The sequence below is a fragment of the Collinsella sp. AF39-11AT genome (assembly GCF_003474585.1).
Taxonomy (GTDB): Bacteria; Actinomycetota; Coriobacteriia; order Coriobacteriales; family Coriobacteriaceae; genus Collinsella.
Genome location: NZ_QROG01000001.1, coordinates 108271 through 127645, shown reverse-complemented (window position 1 = coordinate 127645; position 19375 = coordinate 108271). Strand labels below are relative to the sequence as shown.

General features: G+C 58.4%; 15 protein-coding genes. 6 read left to right on the top strand and 9 right to left on the bottom strand.

What is annotated here, in order from left to right:
- Positions 1–44 precede the first annotated feature (44 nt).
- The 7 genes from DW037_RS00610 to DW037_RS00580 form a co-directional block, all read right to left on the bottom strand.
- Positions 45–812, bottom strand: coding sequence for a mechanosensitive ion channel family protein (locus DW037_RS00610; protein ID WP_117736547.1), 768 nt, complete (start codon positions 810–812; stop codon positions 45–47).
- Between the two features lie 335 nt (positions 813–1147).
- Positions 1148–1942: an ABC transporter ATP-binding protein gene (locus DW037_RS00605; RefSeq protein WP_022093887.1), complete on the bottom strand. Its 795-nt coding sequence runs from the start codon at positions 1940–1942 to the stop codon at positions 1148–1150.
- Positions 1935–2858, bottom strand: coding sequence for an ABC transporter permease (locus DW037_RS00600; RefSeq protein ID WP_118334752.1), 924 nt, complete (start codon positions 2856–2858; stop codon positions 1935–1937). Before DW037_RS00600 ends, DW037_RS00605 begins: the two co-directional genes overlap by 8 nt.
- Positions 2859–3062: 204 nt before the next feature.
- Positions 3063–4043, bottom strand: coding sequence for an ABC transporter substrate-binding protein (locus DW037_RS00595; protein WP_118372632.1), 981 nt, complete (start codon positions 4041–4043; stop codon positions 3063–3065).
- 160 nt (positions 4044–4203) lie between these two features.
- The gene (locus tag DW037_RS00590; protein ID WP_118372631.1) at positions 4204–4989 is read right to left on the bottom strand and encodes a hypothetical protein; all 786 of its coding nucleotides are present in this window, start codon (positions 4987–4989) and stop codon (positions 4204–4206) included.
- Positions 4990–5238: 249 nt separating this feature from the next.
- Positions 5239–6642 (bottom strand): asparagine--tRNA ligase, encoded by a 1404-nt coding sequence (asnS, locus tag DW037_RS00585; protein WP_118372630.1) that lies wholly within the window; start codon positions 6640–6642, stop codon positions 5239–5241.
- 181 nt (positions 6643–6823) lie between these two features.
- The gene (locus DW037_RS00580) at positions 6824–7387 is read right to left on the bottom strand and encodes a PTS glucose transporter subunit IIA (RefSeq protein WP_229057941.1); all 564 of its coding nucleotides are present in this window, start codon (positions 7385–7387) and stop codon (positions 6824–6826) included.
- A gap of 243 nt (positions 7388–7630) precedes the next feature.
- Between DW037_RS00580 and DW037_RS00575 the strand changes: the two genes are divergently transcribed.
- Positions 7631–8533: an alpha/beta hydrolase gene (locus DW037_RS00575; protein WP_118372629.1), complete on the top strand. Its 903-nt coding sequence runs from the start codon at positions 7631–7633 to the stop codon at positions 8531–8533.
- A 113-nt stretch (positions 8534–8646) separates the two neighbouring features.
- On the opposite strand, the gene DW037_RS00570 is transcribed toward DW037_RS00575, so the two are convergent.
- Complete coding sequence (locus DW037_RS00570; RefSeq protein ID WP_117583090.1) at positions 8647–9297, bottom strand: GntR family transcriptional regulator; 651 nt, start codon at positions 9295–9297, stop codon at positions 8647–8649.
- Positions 9298–9552: 255 nt separating this feature from the next.
- Here DW037_RS00570 and DW037_RS00565 point away from each other — a divergent pair, with 255 nt between their 5' ends.
- The 4 genes from DW037_RS00565 to DW037_RS00550 all read left to right on the top strand — a co-directional run bounded on the left by DW037_RS00565 (position 9553) and on the right by DW037_RS00550 (position 16877).
- Positions 9553–10329 carry a dimethylarginine dimethylaminohydrolase family protein gene (locus DW037_RS00565; RefSeq protein WP_117583089.1) on the top strand — a complete coding sequence of 259 codons (777 nt, stop codon included), beginning with the start codon at positions 9553–9555 and terminating at the stop codon, positions 10327–10329.
- 109 nt (positions 10330–10438) lie between these two features.
- On the top strand, positions 10439–11902 hold the full coding sequence (locus DW037_RS00560; protein WP_117583088.1) for a basic amino acid/polyamine antiporter: 1464 nt from the start codon (positions 10439–10441) through the stop codon (positions 11900–11902).
- A gap of 635 nt (positions 11903–12537) precedes the next feature.
- Positions 12538–14898 carry a ferrous iron transport protein B gene (gene feoB / locus DW037_RS00555; protein ID WP_117629245.1) on the top strand — a complete coding sequence of 787 codons (2361 nt, stop codon included), beginning with the start codon at positions 12538–12540 and terminating at the stop codon, positions 14896–14898.
- A 314-nt stretch (positions 14899–15212) separates the two neighbouring features.
- The gene (locus tag DW037_RS00550; RefSeq protein ID WP_158571888.1) at positions 15213–16877 is read left to right on the top strand and encodes a PTS transporter subunit EIIC; all 1665 of its coding nucleotides are present in this window, start codon (positions 15213–15215) and stop codon (positions 16875–16877) included.
- A 62-nt stretch (positions 16878–16939) separates the two neighbouring features.
- Here the strand turns inward: DW037_RS00550 and DW037_RS00545 are convergent, their stop codons facing one another.
- Positions 16940–17692, bottom strand: a complete 753-nt coding sequence (locus DW037_RS00545) for a MurR/RpiR family transcriptional regulator (RefSeq protein ID WP_158550125.1) — start codon at positions 17690–17692, stop codon at positions 16940–16942.
- A 175-nt stretch (positions 17693–17867) separates the two neighbouring features.
- Here DW037_RS00545 and DW037_RS00540 point away from each other — a divergent pair, with 175 nt between their 5' ends.
- Positions 17868–19241, top strand: coding sequence for a 6-phospho-beta-glucosidase (locus tag DW037_RS00540; RefSeq protein WP_117583084.1), 1374 nt, complete (start codon positions 17868–17870; stop codon positions 19239–19241).
- Positions 19242–19375: the final 134 nt, after the last annotated feature.

Here is a 19375-nt window from a genome sequence, read left to right as displayed (position 1 = left end):
CGATGCGAAACTACCACAAAGGTGCCTGTCCCCTTTGTGGTAGTTTAGGCGATGATGGGGGCGATGGCACGAATGCAGGCGTCGGCTGCCGTGAAGGTGGTGCTATCGTCGCTGACGATAAAGATGATTTTGCCCTTGACGCCAAAGTCGCCGATCTCGCTAAAGAGCACGTACGGCTCCTTGTCAAAGCCAGAGATGGGAAGCACCGCGGCCTTGGTGGCGTCGGTAAGCTCATCTGCCAGCGCGTCCAGCGAGGCCCACTTAGACGTGTCCTTTACGGCAACGGGCACGGCCACGCGCCCAAAGGGCATCAGATGCACGAGCGTGTTCTTGGAGATGTTGGAGTTGGGCACAATGATGGTCTGCCCGCAGGCATCCTCGATGGTCGTGTGGCGCCAGGTGATGTCTTGGACCACGCCCGACACGCCGCCGACCTCGATATTGTCGCCGGGCTTGATGATGCCCATGAAGGTCACCTGCATACCGCCGATAAGGTTCGACAGCGTGTCCTGAAAGCCGAGCGAGATGGCGATGCCGCCGACGCCAAGAGCGGCGACGAGGGCGTTTGCGTTGATGCCAAAACAGTTGTCGAGGATAAAGCTGCCGCCGATCATCCAGATGACGGCGCGTGTGATGTTGATGAAGATGCTCGATGCTGGGAGCGGGTTATCATCGCGGTTAAGCAGGTGGTGCAGGGTCTTGGACGCGATTTTGGCGGCAACGGCGGTGCCGATGGCCAAGATACCGGCCCAGATGATGTTGTGGACCCATCGTTGTGCAAAGAAATGAAGAATTGGCTCAAACAATTCCATGTAGGGAAAACCTCCTAATGATCGTTCAACCATGATACCCATCAAGAAGCCCGTTCGATCACATCGGACGCGCCGATAACTTGAGATAGGGTGGCCGCGGTGACGTAAGCTGGGGCGCCGGCGAGCACGCCGGCAAGGAGTGCGGCGGTCAGGCAAGACGGGGAAGAGGTCTTCTCATGGCAGTTTCCTTAGTTCTTAACCAGTGGTCCCTGCTGATGCTGGATTATCGACATAATATGCGAAAACCGCCGCAAAGGTGTCTGTCCCTTTGCGGCGGTTTTAACGTTTGCGCAGGTAAAACCTACCAAAATAAATCTGTCTCTTTTTGGCAGGTTTTAGCTCAGCAGCATGCGGTCGTTGGCGAGCTCGCCGCCCGAGACCTCCTCGAACTTCTGCAGCAGGTCGGCCACGGTGAGCGACTTCTTTTCGTCGCCTGCCACGTCGTAGATCACGTGGCCCTCGTGCATCATGATCAGGCGGTTGCCCAGACGGATGGCGTCATTCATGTTGTGCGTGACCATGAGCGTGGTCAGGTGGTTCTCGTCGACAATCTCCTCGGTCAGATTGAGCACCTTAGAGGCCGTCTTGGGGTCGAGGGCCGCGGTGTGCTCGTCGAGCAGCAGCAGGCGCGGCTTGGTGAGCGTGGCCATCAGCAGGGTGAGTGCCTGGCGCTGCCCGCCCGAGAGCAGGCCGACCTTGGCGTTGAGGCGCGTGTCCAGACCAAGGTCCAAGCGCTTGAGCAACTCAACGTACTCGTCCTTCTCGGCCTTGGTGACGCCCCACGAAAGACCGCGACGTTGGCCACGGCGCTTGGCGAGGGCCAGGTTCTCGGCGATCTGCATGTCGGCTGCGGTGCCGCGCATGGGGTCCTGGAACACGCGGCCCAGGTACTTTGCGCGCTGCGACTCGCTCAGGCGCGAGATGTCGGTGCCGTCGAGCTCGATGACACCCGAATCGAGCGGATACACGCCGGCGATCATATTGAGCAGCGTGGACTTGCCGGCGCCGTTGCCGCCGATCACGGTTACAAAGTCGCCATCATTGAGGGTAAGGTCGACGCCGGTAAGCGCGCGCTTCTCGGTGACGGTGCCCTTGTTAAAGGTCTTCTTGACGTGCGAGAGCTTAAGCATCTGCCTCATCTCCCCTCGTATAGGAGCTGCGGAGCTTGTAGCGCTCCCAAACCACGGGCACGCACAGGGCCACGGCGACGATCACGGCGGAGAGCAGCTTCATGTCGTTGGCGTCCATGCCCAACTGCAGCACGATGGCGCGGATGAGGAAGTACACCACGGAGCCAAAGACGGCGGAGGCAAGACGGACGCTAAACTGCGTGAGACCGCCGGGCAGCAGGCGGCCGAGCACCTCGCCGATAACAATAGCGGCAAGACCGATAACGATGGCGCCGGTACCCATGCCAATGTCGGCATACTTTTGGCTCTGGCAGATAAGCGCGCCAGAGAGGCCGATGAGGGCGTTGGAGAGCACGAGGGCGATCATCTTGGTGGAGTTGGTGTTGACGCCCAGGGCGCGGATCATGTACTCGTTGTTGCCGGTAGCGCGCAGTGCCGAGCCGATCTCGGTGCCAAAGAACCAATACAGGATGGCAACGATAGCCACGGCGAGCAAGATGCCCAAGATAATGGCAACGGTGGACTGCGGCAGGCCGGTCATGTTGCTGACGGACGAGAAGATGGTGCCCTTGGCGAGGATGGGCGTGTTGGACTTGCCCATGATGCGCAGGTTGATGGACCACAGGCTGATCTGCGTTAGGATTCCGGCAAGGATTGCGGGGATCTCAAAGACGGTGGTCAAAATGCCCGTGACGGCACCGGCGATGGCACCGGCGCACATGCCGGCAAGCACGGCGAGCAGCGGGTCGACGTTATTGTTGACGATGAGTACGGCGCAGACACAGCCGCCGAGGGCAAAGCTGCCGTCGCAGGTCATATCGGGGATGTCGAGCAGGCGGAACGTGATAAACACACCAAGCACCATAATGCCCCAGAGGACGCCCTGCGAAACGGCGCCCTGCAATGCAATGAGCATGCTTCATACCTCCTAGGATAGGGTGGACACGTGAGTCACCATGATAGCGGTAACAATGCATGAAAGAGCTGTGGCCGGATGTTTTGTCTCATCCGTAACAAGCAGGGCGAACGCCGGTCTTTGGCGTTCGCCCCTGTGGCTCAGATATTGAATAACACGGCAACGGCGCGAGTATGGGCCCTAGGCACATCGCCGCGCATGCCGTTACTCGTCCAGAGCGGAAAGGTCGATGCCCAGAGCCTCGGCCATCTCGTCGTTCTTGACGACGACCAGGTCCTTGCTCGAGAGGTGCTTGATCGGCATATCCTCGGGCTTGGCCTCGCCCTTCAGGATCTTGACGGCCATCTCGCCCGCGGCGTAGCCCAGATCCTCGTAGTTGATGGAGAGGGTGAACAGGCCACCGGCCATGCACATGCCCTCCTCGCCAGTCACGTAGGGAAGCTTGTTTTCCTTGCAGATCTGGCCCACCTGCGAAGCGCCCGCGGCGATGGTGTTGTCGGTGGGGGAGTAGAGCGCGTCGACCTTGCTCACGGCGGACTCGACGACGGACTGGATCTCGTTGGAGCTCGAGACGGTGAAGTCGGTGTACTCCAGGCCCAGCTTGCCGAGTTCCTTCTTGGCGGCCTTGATTTGGACGTCGGAGTTGGACTCGGCGGTGCAGTAGAGCAGACCGACCTTCTTTACATCGGGCAGGACCTTCTGCATCATCTCGAGCTGCTCGGCGACCGGGGTGAGGTCGGAGGCACCGGTGACGTTGGTGCCGGGCCTGTCGTTGTCCTGGACCAGGCCGGAGGCGGCGTAGTCGGTGATGGCGCAGCCCACGATGGGGATATCGGCCGTGGCGCCGGCGGCGGCCTGCGCGGCAGGCGTGGCGATGGCGTAGATCAGGTCGACGTTGTCGCCCACAAACTTGTCGGCGATGGACTTACACGTGGACTGGTCGTTCTGGGCATTTTTCTGGTCGATCTTGACCTTGAGACCGCTCTTCTTGATGGCCTTGACAAAGCCGTCGTTGGCGGCGTCGAGTGCGGAGTGTTCGGTGAGCTGTAGAACGCCGACGGTGTAGTCGGAACCGGCGGCAGCGGAGCCGGAACCAGAGTTGCCGCCGCATCCGGCGAGCGGAGCGAGCGCGAGCAGGCCGGCAGAGACCAGAAGGCTCCTGCGGCTGATGGTGATGTCCTTCATATCATTACCCCCAGTATAGAAATGGCTGGAAACACTGCACTGGGACAAAGTGCAAGTGGAACTATAGTAGCGCTGATGTCCATTTTTACAACAGCCTGGCGGGTTTTTTAATACAGAATCGGATGGGCGGTACGGGTAGTCGAATGGGCGGCGGAGGGTCTTATGCGGCGGAGGAGGCATCGTCCTCGTCCAGGACGGCGAAGAGCTTCTTGCCGTCAAGGAGACGTGTGGTGACGTTTCTCATGCGGCCGATCTCAACGGTACGCAGCGTGTCGTCGGCGCCTCGCGCGTCATAGACCGTTCCCAGCAAATACGAGATGCCGTCTCGTTGCTTGATGGCAAAGGGCCGGAGTGTCATCCGTGCCACTTCGACCTCTCCGCGTGCCGTGACACTCGAAATATCAAAACTCACCGTGGTTCCGTGGTCGATGGCCTGCTCGATGAGCTCGCAGGCATCGATGCGCTTGACGGGCGTGCGTGTGGCCTTGGTGGATTTGTCGCCTGCGCTTGGAGCAGGCTCGGGTGCATCGAGGTAGCCGCGAACGTCGGCACTCGCCATGGCGACCAGGTGCTGCGCCATGCTCTTTCGAATGGCGATGGGCGTGGAGCGGTTGCGCATGACCATGCCGTGGAGCCGGATGATCTCTTCGTCGGTGAGCGGACGGGTCAAGAGTCGATAGCCCACGCCGCGCTTGTACTCAATTTCGTATCCGGCATGGCGAAGTGCGGAGATGGCGGTGTAGATGCTGCGCCGCGCCGCCGAGATGGGCATGCGGGCGGGGTCGTCGGGATGGGCGAGGCGCCGGATCAACTCATCGGAAAGCATGGCCTTGTCCTCGCCGGTGTTTTCGCTTAATAGTTGCAGGATGCGAACGGCGCGATAGGCTGCCATCGAGGCGGCGCCCCTCGTCGTGGTCTCGTAAGTATCAACAGCGGTTTCGGTCATGGCGCCCACGTCCTTTCCGTTTTGGGTGGCGACGGTATGGAGCCTAGGACGCGGGGCTTTCCCAGGGGCGCAGAGCACTCTGGGCGGTCGGTGGCCGTCGGCAAGCGGCGGGTCGAGTTTTCAACAGCCCTGCCCAACTGACCAAAAACTTGCCAAAAGCTTGACGGATGCTGTTGAAAAAAGCGCCCCTCGGCTTGCCGAGAGGCGCTGGCGTGATGCGCTGGAACGCGTTTGGTGGCGCTGTGGCGATTAGAAGTCGGCGTTGCCCACGGTGCGCGGGTGCGGCAGGACGTCGCGGATGTTGCCCACGCCGGTGAGGTACATCACCAAGCGCTCGAAGCCCAGACCGTAGCCGGCGTGCTTGCAGGAACCGTAGCGGCGCAGGTCAAGGTAGTACTTGTACTGCTCGGGATTCATACCCAGATCCTTGATGCGGGCCTCGAGCAGATCCAGGCGCTCCTCGCGCTGGGAGCCGCCGATAATCTCGCCGATACCGGGAACCAGGCAGTCGGCGGCGGCGACGGTCTTGCCGTCCTCGTTCATGCGCATGTAGAACGCCTTGATCTCGGCCGGGTAGTCGGTTACGAAGGTCGGTCGCTTAAAGTGTTCCTCGGTCAGGAAGCGCTCATGCTCGGTTTGCAGGTCGATGCCCCAGCTCACGGGATAGTCAAACTTGTGACCGGCGGCGACGGCCTGCTCCAGGATTTCGACGGCCTCGGTATAGGTGACGCGGGCGAAGTCGGAGTTGGCGACATGGTCCAAGCGCTCGAGCAGACCCTTGTCCACAAACTTGTTGAGCATATTGAGCTCGTCGGGGCAGGTGGCCATAACATCCTTAAGGACGTACTTGAGCATGGCCTCGGCGTTATCCATGTAGTCGTTAAGGTCGGCGAAGGCCATCTCGGGCTCGATCATCCAAAACTCGGCGGCGTGGCGCGTGGTGTTGGAGTTTTCGGCGCGGAAGGTGGGGCCAAAGGTGTACACGTCGCCAAAGGCCATGGCAAAGTTCTCGGCATTGAGCTGGCCGGACACGGTAAGGCTCGCGTGCTTGCCAAAGAAGTCCTGGCTCCAGTCGACCTCGCCGGACTCGGTGAGGGGCGGATTTTTGGGGTCGAGCGTGGTCACGCGGAACATCTCGCCGGCGCCCTCGCAGTCACTCGTGGTGATGATAGGGGTGTTGACGTAGACAAAGCCCTGCTCCTGGAAGAAGCGGTGGATGGCGGCAGCCGCGACAGAGCGGATGCGGAACACGGCGCGGAACAGGTTGGTGCGCGGGCGCAGGTGCTGCTGGGAACGCAGGAACTCGACGGTTGCGCGCTTTTTCTGCAGCGGGTAATCCGGGGCGCTGACGCCCTCGACCTCGATGGAGGTGGCAGAAAGCTCGAAAGGCTGGGGCGCATCGGGGGTCAGCTTGACGGTGCCGGTGCAAATGAGTGCGGCCGAGACGTTTTGATGGGCGATCTCGTCGTAGTTGTCGAGTGCCTCGCGGTTCATGACGACTTGCAGATCGCGGAAGCAGCTGCCGTCGTTGAGCGTAACGAAGCCAAAGTTCTTCATGTCGCGGACGGACTTGACCCAGCCGGCGACGGTGACGGTCTGGCCGCCAAGCGACTCGGCATCGGCGTAAAGCTGCGCGATTTTGGTGCGGTTCACGTATCCTCCCATAACGGTTGAATGATAGTTATCCATACAGTTCGATATTCTAGCAGCTCGGCTCATTTGGGCTATACAGATAAGGCATTGACGGGATGGTTTTTCAAACGAAAAGCGCCCGCGGCCAAATGGTCGCGGGCGCTTGACGAGATGCCTTTTGGCTGTGTGGCGCGGGGCCTGGCTACTTGGTCTTGGCTACCAGCAGCGGGTCGCCCAGCTTGACGAGCGGGTTGCCGCCGATAAGCGTGCCGGACTCGCCGACATGGTCGATGCTCTTAAGACGATCGAGCTCGGAGACGATGACGGTCACGATGTCCTCGTGACCGGCGGCCTTGATGGCCTCGCGGTCGAAACTGATGAGCGGCTGGCCTGCCTTGACCGTGTCACCCATCTCGACAAAGCGGGCAAAACCTTTGCCGTTCATTTCCACGGTGCCCAGGCCAACATGGATGAACACGCGAAGACCGTCCTCGGTGATCATGCCGATGGAGTGGTTGGTGACGGTGGTGGCGCCGATGCGGCCGTTGGCGGGCGCATAGATGGTGCCGGTAATGGGCTCGATGCCGTAGCCCTGACCGAGCATACCCGAGGCGATGGTCTCATCGGGAACCTCATCGAGGTTGACGAGCACGCCGTTGACGGGGGCGTAGATGACGCCTTCGCGGGTGGCGAAGCTTGCTGCGGGCGGAACGGATGCCTCGCCCGTCGAGGTGAAGGTGGACTTAAGCGAATCGAGCAGACCCATAGTTGCCTCCAACTTAAATAGGCGCATATCGCGCGCTTGGTTTGCCGGAAACGTTTCATATGTGTTTCGCGGCTTGGTCAACGCCCCTATTTTACGCTGCTCAACGATACCTCTGAACTGGGATTATGTGATATATCAGTTGAAGGGAAACTTATTGCTGGAGTGTTTCTTCGCCACGGGCTCAAGTGGGGTACGCTTAGACGCGAAAAACAAGGGCGCATAATCTGCGCGAAGGGAGCACATATGATTGTCGAGAACCATGCGCTGTGGGGCGAGGAGCCGACCGAGGAGTATCCGGCGACGTTTACGTATTTGGGTGCCGAGCCGCTGCCCGATAAGCCGAATGGCCGCCGCCCTGCCGTGATTATCTGCGGCGGAGGTGCGTTTACGCATATCGCTCCGCATGAGCAGGATCCCGTGGCGTTTGCGTTTTTGGACCGCGGCTACCAGGCCTTTGTGCTCAACTATGTGACAAGTGGCACGGGCGACGTGAGCTTTCCTCACCCGCAGGCAGACCTTGCCAAGATGGTCGCCACGGTTCGCGCCAACGCCGACGAGTGGCATGTCGATCCCAAGCGCGTGTGCATCGTGGGTTTCTCGGCGGGCGGCATGATCTGCGCCTCGTTGGCAACGCAGTGGAAGACCGGACCTTTCGCGGGCCTTGCCGGGGCTCGTCCGGAGGATATTCGTCCCGACGCCGTGGTGCTGGGCTATCCGTTGCTCGACCTTGCCTATGTGCGCGATATGCAGACGCGTGACCCGCGCATCGACCTGCGCGTGCCCAAGACGGGTGGCAAGACAGGGCGCGATTTGCTCAACGACTATCTGTCGATGGTGACGGGCGGCGAGGCGACCGATGAGCACCTGGCCGACATTTGCCCTACCACGCACGTTTCGCGCCAGATGCCCCCGACCTTTGTGTGGGGCGTTTCGGACGACAAGACGGCGCCGGTCGCGCAGGTCTACCCGTTTGCGCAGCGCATGGCCGAGGAGGGCGTCGCATGCGAGATGCACGTCTTTGACCAGGGCGGCCACGGCCTTTCGCTCGGTAACGCCAACACCGCGGTCGACAACGAGGACAAGCAGGTTTCCGTCCGTCCCTGGATCCGCCTAGCCTTCCGCTTCCTGGAGCGCCACGGTTTCTAGACCGCGCAGCACGAGAGTGGATAATCTCCCATTTTTTGGTCTGCTTTTCGACAAAAACGGGGGATTATCCACTCTCGTGAGATGGGCGTCTGATAGCTTTCCTTGTTGTATTTCTACCAAACGGTGAACTGGGCGTTTTCCGTGTTCCAATGGACATCGCGAACGTAGTCGCGCACGCCCGTCGCGTCTCGTGCTTCGAACAACTCAAGAATATGAGCATGTTCGTTGTTGGCTTTATTGAGCAGTTTGCAAGCCGTCTCTTGGTCAACAGTCTCGTAATCGCGCTTGATAAAGCAACGCTCGAGCTGCGAGATCATATCGCGCAGACGGTCGTTGCCACAGCGGTTGAAGTACGTAAGGTGAAAGTCTCGCTGAATGTCGTCATACTTACGGATGAGACCGCCTTGGATCGCGAGGTCCATGGAGCCGACGAGAAATTTCAGCTGCGTAATATCGTCGTCAGTTAGATTCGGACAGGCGAGATATGCGGCCTGCCCGTCGAGCGGCCCCATAATCTCAAAGACTTCAACGGCGTTTTGCTGATCGAACCCACGGACGCGGAATCCGCGGCGGGGGAGATTGTCCAGATAGCCGTCGCTTGCGAGCTGGATGAGCGCTTCGCGGACCGGCGTGCGCGACACGCCCATGGCATCGCAGATCGCCTGCTCGCTCAGCCGGTCGCCGGCCGAAAGCTCGCCGGCGTCAATACGGCTCGAAATATAGTCGTATACGTGGTCCTTCAGGGGCTTTCTGAGCGTTTCCATGAGCCTATGTTCCTTAACGGTATATTTCTAAAAGCAAATACGTTTCACTTGAATAGCTCAGTTGAATTATAGAACGACCGGCTAAATCATGCTACTTTGCGCCGATACGTAAGAATACGCTTACCGAAGAATACCTACCGTTCAGGATTGTATACAATATACAAAACAGGAAAACCGCCCTAAGATAAAGCCATCGAAAGGAAGGCGGGCGCGAAGAAGTCCCGCTCTCTGCTAAGAGATCCAAGGAGGATCATCATGACCAAGTTCAGCCACGTCATCATCCGCCGCCCCGGCAAGTCCCTGAGCAATGGCATCACGAGTGCCCCCGAGCTTGGCCAGCCCATCTACGAGCGCGCCATCGAGGAGCACTACGATTATGAGCATGCGCTCGAGCAGTGCGGCGTTGACGTGTCGGTGCTGCCGGCACTCGAGCAGTATCCCGACAGCTGCTTCGTCGAAGATCCGGCCGTTATCACTCGCTGCGGCGCCATCATTACCAACCCCGGCGCCGATAGCCGCAACGGCGAGAAGGACGAGATTGAGCCGGCCGTCCGTCGCTTCTTTGACGACGAGCATGTCAAGCACATCGTTTCTCCGGGCACGCTTGACGGCGGCGACGTCATGATGGTCGGTGACCATTTCTACGTCGGTCGCTCCGCTCGTACCAACGAAGAGGGCATTCGCCAGTTCTGTGAGATTCTCGAGGGCTGGGGCCTCGAGGGTTCTGAGGTTCCGCTGGAGGAGGTCCTGCACCTCAAGACGGGCGTCAACTACATCGAGGACAACAACATGCTCGTCTCTGGTGAGTTCATCGATAAGCCTGACTTTGCCCAGTACAACAAGATCGTCGTGCCCGAGGACGAGGCGTACGGCGCCAACTGCATCTGGGTCAACGGTACGGTCATCGTTGCCGAGGGCTATCCGACTGTGCTCAAGGCCGTGCAGGATCTGGGCTACAAGACACTCGTCGTCGACACCTCCGAGTATCGCAAGGTCGACGGCGGCCTTTCTTGCCTGTCGCTGCGCTTCTAACGCGATAGCTGTAACAGTCTGATGATCGCTTGACCGATGGCCCGGCACCCGATTCGGGACGTCCGGGCCATCTTTCGTTCGATCACATGATGAAGGGGGTGCACATACAATGGCCTCTAAAACTTCTAACGACGAGATTATCGACCCCAATGGTCTGGATCTCTTCCGTCTGACCATGATGGTCATCACTGCGAGCATCTGCGGCGGTATCTTTTCTCTTGCCGGCGATATGGCGGCAGGCGGAGCCAATACCGGTGCGGTTATCGTCTCGTGGGGAATTTGCTTTATTGGCGTCTTTGCGTTGATGATGGTGTTCAACGGTTTGTCTCAAGCCCGTCCCGACCTGACCGGTGGCATCTATGCATACGCTGCGGCCGGTTTTGGCGATTACATTGGATTCAACTCCGCCTGGGGCTACTGGATCAGCGCATGCCTTTCCAACGTGAGCTTTGCACTTTTGCTGTTTAGCGCGCTGGGCTATTTCTTCCCTGCGTTTGGCGCGGGCAACAACCTGCTTTCTATCGTCTGCGCCAGCGTGTTTTTGTGGTTCCTTACCGCCCTTGTGCTTCGTGGCGTTAAGGAGGCTGCGGGCATTAACACGATTGTCACCTTGGCGAAGCTGGTGCCGCTGGGACTCTTTGTGCTGAGCATTGTGCTCCTGGGCAAGTTCAACGTCGATATCTTTATGGACAACTTCTGGGGAGAGCCGGCTGGTCCTGGCTTTGGCGAGCAGGTTGTCTCGACCATGATTGCCCTTGTCTGGGTCTTCACGGGCATCGAGGGCGCCGTTGTCATCTCGGGCCGCGCAAAGTACGTGCGTGACGTCGGTCGCTCGACGGCGCTCGGATTTGCGGCGGTCTTTGTCCTGTATTTGATTATTTCTATGCTGTCGCTCGGCATTATGCCGCGAGAGGAGATGGCACAGCTTGCAACGCCCTCCATGGCGGGAATTCTCGAGTGCGCAATCGGTCCGGTTGGTGCTGCCATCGTAAACCTTGGCGTTATCCTTTCGTTGGTCGGCGCGCTGCTGGGCTATGTCATCATTGCGTCCGAGACGCCGTTCGAGGCGGCGCGCCAGGGATCCTTCCCGCTGGCGTTTGCCAAGACGAACAAGCACGACGCCCCGGTGGTAACGGTTCTCGTGAGCTCCGGCATTACGCAGCTCTTCTTGATCGTGTCGTATGTGGCGGCGAGCACCTACCAGTTCTTCTATAGCTGCGCAGTCAACACGATTCTGGTTCCGTATGTCTGCTCGGCTGCCTATTACATGGTGATTGGCTGGAAGAACGAGCATCTGGACGGGCCGCATGCGCCCAGCGTCGGCAAAGCCCGCTTCTTCGGTACGCTCGGCTTCATCTACACATTGTTCCTGGTGTGGTCGACGGGTCTTCAGGGCGTTATGATCACGACGATTCTTTTTGCTCCGGCCATTCCCGTTTATATGCTGGGCGAGCGAGGCCGCGGTAAACCGGTGCTTCCGCATCTGCACGACAAGCTGATCGCAGCGGTGGTCATTGTCGTGGCAATCATTTCGCTGTATCTGCACTTTGCCGGCATTGCGCCGATAGTCTAAGACTGCGGCAAGCTTCATCGCTTGGTAAGCCGACGGAGGCATCGCGTGCCGGTGCCGTTCGGTAATCCATAACTGACGTGGGCCTCTGTAACGTGCCTTTGTGAGCGCCCACCAAGCCCGCGCAGGTGACATTTGTTGCCAGCGCGGGCTTTTGTTGTTGCGGCGAAATGCTGCCGGCAGCTGGGGACGTTCCTATTGTGCCGGCACCCTGGGACACTCCTTGGATGTTCCGCATGCGACGGAGGGAACGGATCATTTTGTCGAGGGGCGGGCGGCTGCTTCGGTCCTCGGGGAAACCGCGTCCCGTTTCGAGAGCAGATTCCGGGCCGCAGTTTCCCCGAGGGCTCCATTGGGAAATTGCATCCCAGTCTGAGCGCCGATTCCGGGCTGCAGTTTCCGCTAGATGCCTCAACCGGAAAGCCCATCCCGTTTAGGTGTTCCGGAGTGGGATTCGGTTTCCGCAGCAGGCCCGTCTGGGAAGCAATGGCCCAGAATCCCCCCTGCGCCAATCTGTCGATTGAACGTCGTTGCATGTTCGCGCTATCATGCATGGTTAAATTGGTTAGCCTTGGCAAACGGTTGGCCAAGGTAAACAAAATGCAACGCCCTGTGGGCGCCGGGGGAGGAACACGGACGTGAAGCTCGATACACTCGAGATAGGAAAGGACGCCGTTGTCGCATCGGTGGCATCGGACGACCAGGCACTCCGACAGCATATTTTGGACATGGGCCTAACGCCGGGCACCGAAGTCACCATGATGAAATACGCCCCCATGGGCGACCCGCTCGAGATTCGCCTGCGTGGCTATGAGTTGACGCTGCGCAAGGACGATGCTGCTCGCATCGAGCTCGTGGGTGTTCACGACACCGATATGGGTCCGCGCGCCAACGCCGCAATCGGCACGACAGATCACCCGGCACTGGGCGAGGGGACGTATTCGCCTCGTGCTGCCAAGACGGCCGTGCCCGAGGGCGCACCGCTGCATTTTGCCCTCGCCGGTAACCAAAACTGCGGCAAGACCACGCTGTTCAACCAGCTTACGGGCTCCAACCAGCACGTTGGTAACTTTCCCGGCGTGACGGTCGACCGCAAAGATGGCACCATCCGCAACCACCCCGAGGCAAGCGTTACCGACCTGCCCGGCATTTACTCCCTGTCGCCGTACACGGGCGAGGAGATCGTGAGCCGCCAGTTTATCCTGGATGAGCATCCCGACGCCATCATCGACATCATCGACGCTACCAACATCGAGCGCAATCTGTATCTGACGCTGCAGCTTATGGAGCTCGATCGCCCCATGGTCATCGCGCTCAACATGATGGACGAGGTGACGGCAAACGGCGGCGCCGTGGACGTCAACCTGCTCGAGAGCCTGCTGGGCGTGCCCGTTGTTCCCATTAGCGCCGCGCGCAACGAGGGTATCGGCGAGCTGGTTGACCATGCCCTGCATGTGGCACGGTTCCGCGAACGTCCCGGCCGCCTGGACTTCTGCGCACCCGATGGCTCGGACGGCGGTGCACTGCATCGCTGCATCCACGGCATTGCCAACCTTATCGAGGACCATGCTGCGACGGCGCACATTCCCGTGCGTTTTGCAGCGACCAAGCTGGTTGAGGGCGACGAGCTGGTAACCGAGGCGCTTCACCTGGACCGCAACGAACTCGACGCCATTGAGCACATCATCACTCAGATGGAGGGCGAGGCGGGTACCGACCGCCTGTCCGCGCTGGCCGATATGCGCTTTAGCTTTATCGGCGACGTGTGCGGGCGCTGCGTCGTCAAGCCGCACGAGAGCCGCGAGCACGTGCGCTCCGTCAAGATCGACCGCATCCTGACGGGTCGCTACACGGCCATTCCGGCGTTTCTGGTGATCATGGGCCTCGTCTTTTGGCTGACGTTTGGCGTGATCGGCGCGGCGTTGCAGGGACTTATGGAGGACGGCATCGCCGCCATCATCGCCTCGGCCGATGCGGGCCTCAAGGCGTTCGGCACCAACGACGTGGTGCGTTCGCTCGCCGTCGACGGCGTCCTTACGGGCGTGGGCAGCGTGCTGACCTTCCTGCCGATCATCGTCGTGCTCTTCTTGTTCCTCTCCATTCTGGAAGACTCCGGCTACATGGCGCGCGTGGCCTTTGTCATGGATAAGGTGCTGCGCCGCTTTGGCCTGTCGGGCCGTAGCTTCGTGCCCATGCTCGTTGGTTTTGGCTGCACCGTGCCGGCAATCATGTCGACCCGCACACTGCCGTCCGAGCACGACCGCAAGATGACGGTTATGCTCACGCCGTTCATGAGCTGCTCGGCCAAGCTGCCGGTCTACGGCCTGCTGTGCGGGGCGTTTTTCCCGCAGGCGACGGTTCCTGCCATGGTCTCGCTCTATCTGATCGGCATCGCGGTCGGCTGCGTCGCGGCCCTGGTACTCAACCGCACGGCATTTAAGGGCGACCCGGTGCCGTTTATCATGGAGCTTCCCAATTACCGCCTACCGAGCGTCAAGACGACGGTGATGCTGGCATGGGATAAGGCCAAGGACTTTATCACCAAGGCCTTCACCATCATCTTTGCCGCTACCGTGGTCATCTGGTTCCTCCAGACGTTCGACATTCGCTTTAACGTGGTCGCTGATCAGTCGCAAAGCCTCCTTGCGGGCCTTGGTAGCATCATCGCGCCGGTGCTGGCGCCGCTTGGGTTTGGTGACTGGCGCGCATCGACGGCGCTCGTCACCGGACTTATTGCCAAGGAGAGCGTCATCTCGACCCTGACGGTGCTTTTGGGTGCAACCTCGCCCGCGGCGCTGTCGACTATGTTCTCGCCGTTTACCTCCTACGTGTTTTTGGTCTTTACGCTGCTGTACCCGCCTTGCGTGGCGGCAATCGGCGCCGTCAAGAGTGAGCTGGGCGCGCGCTATGCCGTGGCCGTATTCGCGTTTCAGGTGACGGTCGCCTGGATCGTGGCGTTTGTCGTGCATTCGGCGGGCATATTGCTGGGGTTGGCTTAGGGGCGCGTTGATGCTCCGCGCTTTTGGGCGAGCAACAATTCAATAAATATGAGCCAAAATACCGGTAATTGTCGGCCTGCGGGGACTGTCCTACGCTGCAGGTTGCCGTTCGCTGCCTATTTGCTGCCGTTTACGGATTCGTAAATACTTGCAATCGTCAGTCGATTTAACCGCATTACGCGATGCCGATGCGCATTTTGTGTGCCCCTTTCTACAATCACTTTGTGTCTATTGCCGAACATGTCTTCCGTTTCGCCTGTGTGGGGACGTGGGGTGCAATAGTCGTTTGTAGAGGCTCATTGAGGAGGGAATTGATGAAAGAAAAATTCCAATCGTTCGGAAAGGCAATGCTCGTTCCGATTACGCTCATTGCCATTTCCGGTCTCTTTTTGGGTATCGGTAGCGTTTTTACGACCGAACTGACCCTTGTGTCCCTTGGCGTTAATTGGGACTGGTATGCCGCTTCGCCGCTCTTTACGTTCTTCTCGGTATTTAAGGGTCTCGGCGAGGTAATCATTGGAAACCTCGGTGTTTTGTTTGCCGTCGGCTGCGCCTTCTCCTTGTCTCGCAAAGAGAAGGGCTGGGCTGCCTTTTCTGCCCTTGTCTGCTATCTCACCATGCTCAAGACGGTTGAGATTCTGCTTGGAGCAGCTGGCTTGGCTGCCGACAATACAACGGTGGAAGCTCTTCAGAAGGTCGGCCTTACGTCCATTCAAGCGAGTGAGCAGTCCGCACTCTACACTACCTCGCTCGGCTTTTTTGGCTACAGCTCTGGTGTCTTTGGCGGCATTATCGTGGGCTGCCTGGTCGCCTGGATCACCGGCCGTTTTTACAAGACCAAGCTTCCAACGGCGCTGGCGTTTTTTGCGGGCAGTCGAACGGTTCCCATTGTATCGCTGGTCGCCGGTGGCGTCCTGGGCGGCATCATGTACTTCGTTTGGCCCGTCATCGGTGGATGCTTCTCGGGTATTGCGACGTTCGTGAAAGGCTCCGGTCTGGTCGGTACGTTTGTCTATCGCTGGGTGCTCGAGAGCCTTGTGCCGTTTGGCTTGCATCCGCTGCTCGAGACGCCCATGTATTGGACTGAGCTTGGCGGCTCCATGGTCGTCGACGGAACGCGCGTGGTGGGCAATAGCGCTATTCAGCTTGCACAGCTAGCTTCTCCCAGTAGCGACAAGCTCTTGGTTAGGGCCTTCATGGCTGGCTATGGCATTAACGATTACGCGTTGTTCCCGGGCATCGCCCTTGCTATGTGGTCTTGTGCCAAGCCCCAGAACCGCAAGAAGGTTGCTGGTCTTTTAATCCCCACAGTGATTTCGACTGTTTTCTTTGGCGTTACGGAGCCTATTCTCTTTACGTTCCTGTTTGCCGCCCCCTGGCTCTACTTTGGCGTTTACGCTCCGCTTTCCGGACTGGGTGAAGTTCTCTCGGAGGCAATGGGCGTTTCGGTGTACCAGGGAAATATCAAGGACCTGATCCCATTCTTATTCCGCCCCGAGAAGCTTAATCTGCTTCCGTACCTTATTCTGCTCCCCGCCTTTTTCCTGGCAGCTTTCTTCCTCTTCCGGTTCTTTATTACTAAGTTCGATATCAAGACGCCCGGTCGAGACGATGGTGACGATATTGAGTTGATCAACAGCAGAGCCGAGTTCGAGGCAAAGGCCGCTGAGGCAAAGGGCGAGTCTGATAGCACTCCCGAGAAGACAGTCCAGGGCCGTGCGACCAAGGACAGCGCGCTTGCTGTTGGCATTGTCGAAGCGCTTGGTGGAGCCGACAACATTGATGATCTTGACAACTGCATCTCACGTCTTCGCGTGATTGTCAAGGATGGTTCTAAGGTTCCAGACGACGAGGTGTTCACCAAGAATCTTGAAGCTATGGGCGTTATCCGCCTGAGCGACAAGGCAATCCAGGTCATTTACGGTCCTCGTGTCGGCGAAGTCGCTTCTGAGGTGCACGAAGTTCTCGGTGACGAGTAAAACGCGCAAGTGGCTTTCAATTGCATAGCGCAATTCTAGGGCTTGGCTTCCTATCGCATGATTTAGGGAGCCAAGCCTTCTTGTTTTAGATTGTCAAGGCAGATACTCAATAGTTCTTCGAATGCGAGAATACAACTTCCGGTAAAGCAGTTAGGCTTAACGTTCTTAAGATCCATTGGGTGATCGTCATGTATCGTAAAGATCGCGTCTGCCGTCTTGGCGAGCTCGCTGTCTTCGTTGCCGGTAAACGCGAGGGTCGTAATGCCCGCGTCGTGGCATGCCCTTGCGGTTTCCAGGATGGCTTCTGTCTGGCCCGATTTGGATATGAGCATCATGCAGCTGAGCGTATTTCGGTTGGATTCGACAAACTGATCGGTTTCTAGGAAGTCCTGTATGACGGCCAAAAAGCCAAGTCCAACGAGCTTGGTCGCCATGTACTGCGCAACGATGCGTGAGAAGCCCTCTCCGTTTACTCCGATCATTCTGTTGCGATGCAGTGCGGCGATGAATACGTCTACATCTCCGGTGTGGCATACGAAGTGGACGCTACTGTCTTTGAGTGATTGATTCATTTCGCGGGAGACATGCTGAAGGTGCTTGAGATCGTACATCATTTCGCGGTAGCCACGGTAGCCGAGCTTTTTCGAAAGCCTGATGACTGTCGTCATGCTGGTAAAGCATGCCATGGCGACGGGTTTTATGCCAATATCATCGAGGGTGTCGATATTGTTGAGCAGGTATTCGAGTACGCTTTGCTCGGTTTCGGATAGCTTTGCGGCTGAGTAGAGCTTGGAAATCTGCTTTTTATCAACCATCGGTGCTCCCTTCCCGCCGGACGTGTGTGGCCGCTTCCGTTGCGTAAATAATAACTCCTTGGGGAATTCCTTTCCCGCCTTGCAGCCGGGGCGGGAAGCGGCCCTCCATGCTGGATACAATATCCATACACAGGCGAACCGTGCAATATTGAATGTGCTAATTGGGGGTTTCGATATGAAACTTACGGTCATAGGCGGCGGTGGCGTCCGCTCCATGTTTTTGGCAAAGAGCATAGCCCAGCAGGCGTCATCGCTTGGAATCGATGAACTTGTGTTTATGGACAATGATCCCGAGAAGCTGCGCATCTACGGTGGCCTTGCCGCCCATGTCTCGGGCATGCTTTGCCCCACGCTTAATTTTTCACTGACGGGCGATGCAGTCGAGGCCGTTAAGGACGCCGATTACGTGATCACGACGATTCGCGTCGGTGGGGACCATATGCGCGTTCGCGATGAGCGCATTGCTCTCTCACATGGGGTTCTTGGCCAAGAGACGACTGGCGCAGCCGGCGTGTCTTTTGCCATGCGCTCCGTCCCTGCGCTTGCTTCGTATTGCGAGTTAATCAAGAAGTACGCAAAGCCGGGCGTCAAGGTGTTTAACTTTACTAATCCCGCTGGCGTCGTATCTCAGGCCTTACGCGATATGGGCTACGATTTTACTTATGGCATTTGCGATGCCCCCTCGGGCATGTTGCATCAGTTTGCCGAGTATAAAGGCGTTGATCCCGCATCGGTTCAGGGCGAGTGCTATGGACTCAACCACCTCTCGTTCTTCCGCAATGTGACGGTTGACGGCGAGGACATCATGCCCGACTTGATCCACGACGACGGGGCATATGCTCATACGGATCTTAGGTTCTTCGAGAAGGATCTCGTTCTAAATCGCGGATGCGTGCCAAATGAGTACCTATACTATTTCTACTATCGCGAGCGCGCCGTTGCCAACGTTCTCTCTTCGCCCCAGACGCGCGGCGAACTAATCGAAGAAATTAATCGAGAAATGACGAGCGAGCTTGCATCTATCGATATTGAGAACGACTTCGAAAAGGGCCTCGCGTGCTTTGAGAAGTGGTACGGAATGCGCGAAAACAACTACATGGCGGCCGAGACAGGTATTCACCGCGACAAGCCGTGGACGTTTGACGTGTACGGCAAAGATGCTGGCGGATACGCAGGTGTTGCGCTCCGTTTCATGGATATTGCTCGCTCTGGCAAGACGCAGCAGATGATCCTGTGCACCCCCAACAATGGCGCCATCCCCGGCCTTCTCGATACAGATGTCATCGAGTCAACGTGCGATATCTCCACCGATGGCTGTGTACCGCATCGCGTCGAAGCCGATTCTGTGCCCGCGGGAAACCTCGAATTGATTCGTCGCGTCAAGTACTACGAGCGCACCGTGGCGCGTGGCATCGTTAACCGATCGAAGCGCGACATTGTCGAGAGCCTCGCGATGCACCCGCTCGTTAATTCGTACTCCTTGGCGAAAGACATCGCCGCGCAGTACTTTGAGCTTAACCGCGACTACATCGACGGCTGGACAGACTAGTCTGGACGTTAAAACTAGAAATCATGGATGGGCGGACCGGCGTTTATATTGGCGCTCGTTCGCCCTGCCTAGTAAGAAAACGGGTATAGAGTGAACTTGCGAGAGAACTTCAATGTCTTTCTGGAATCGGGCGA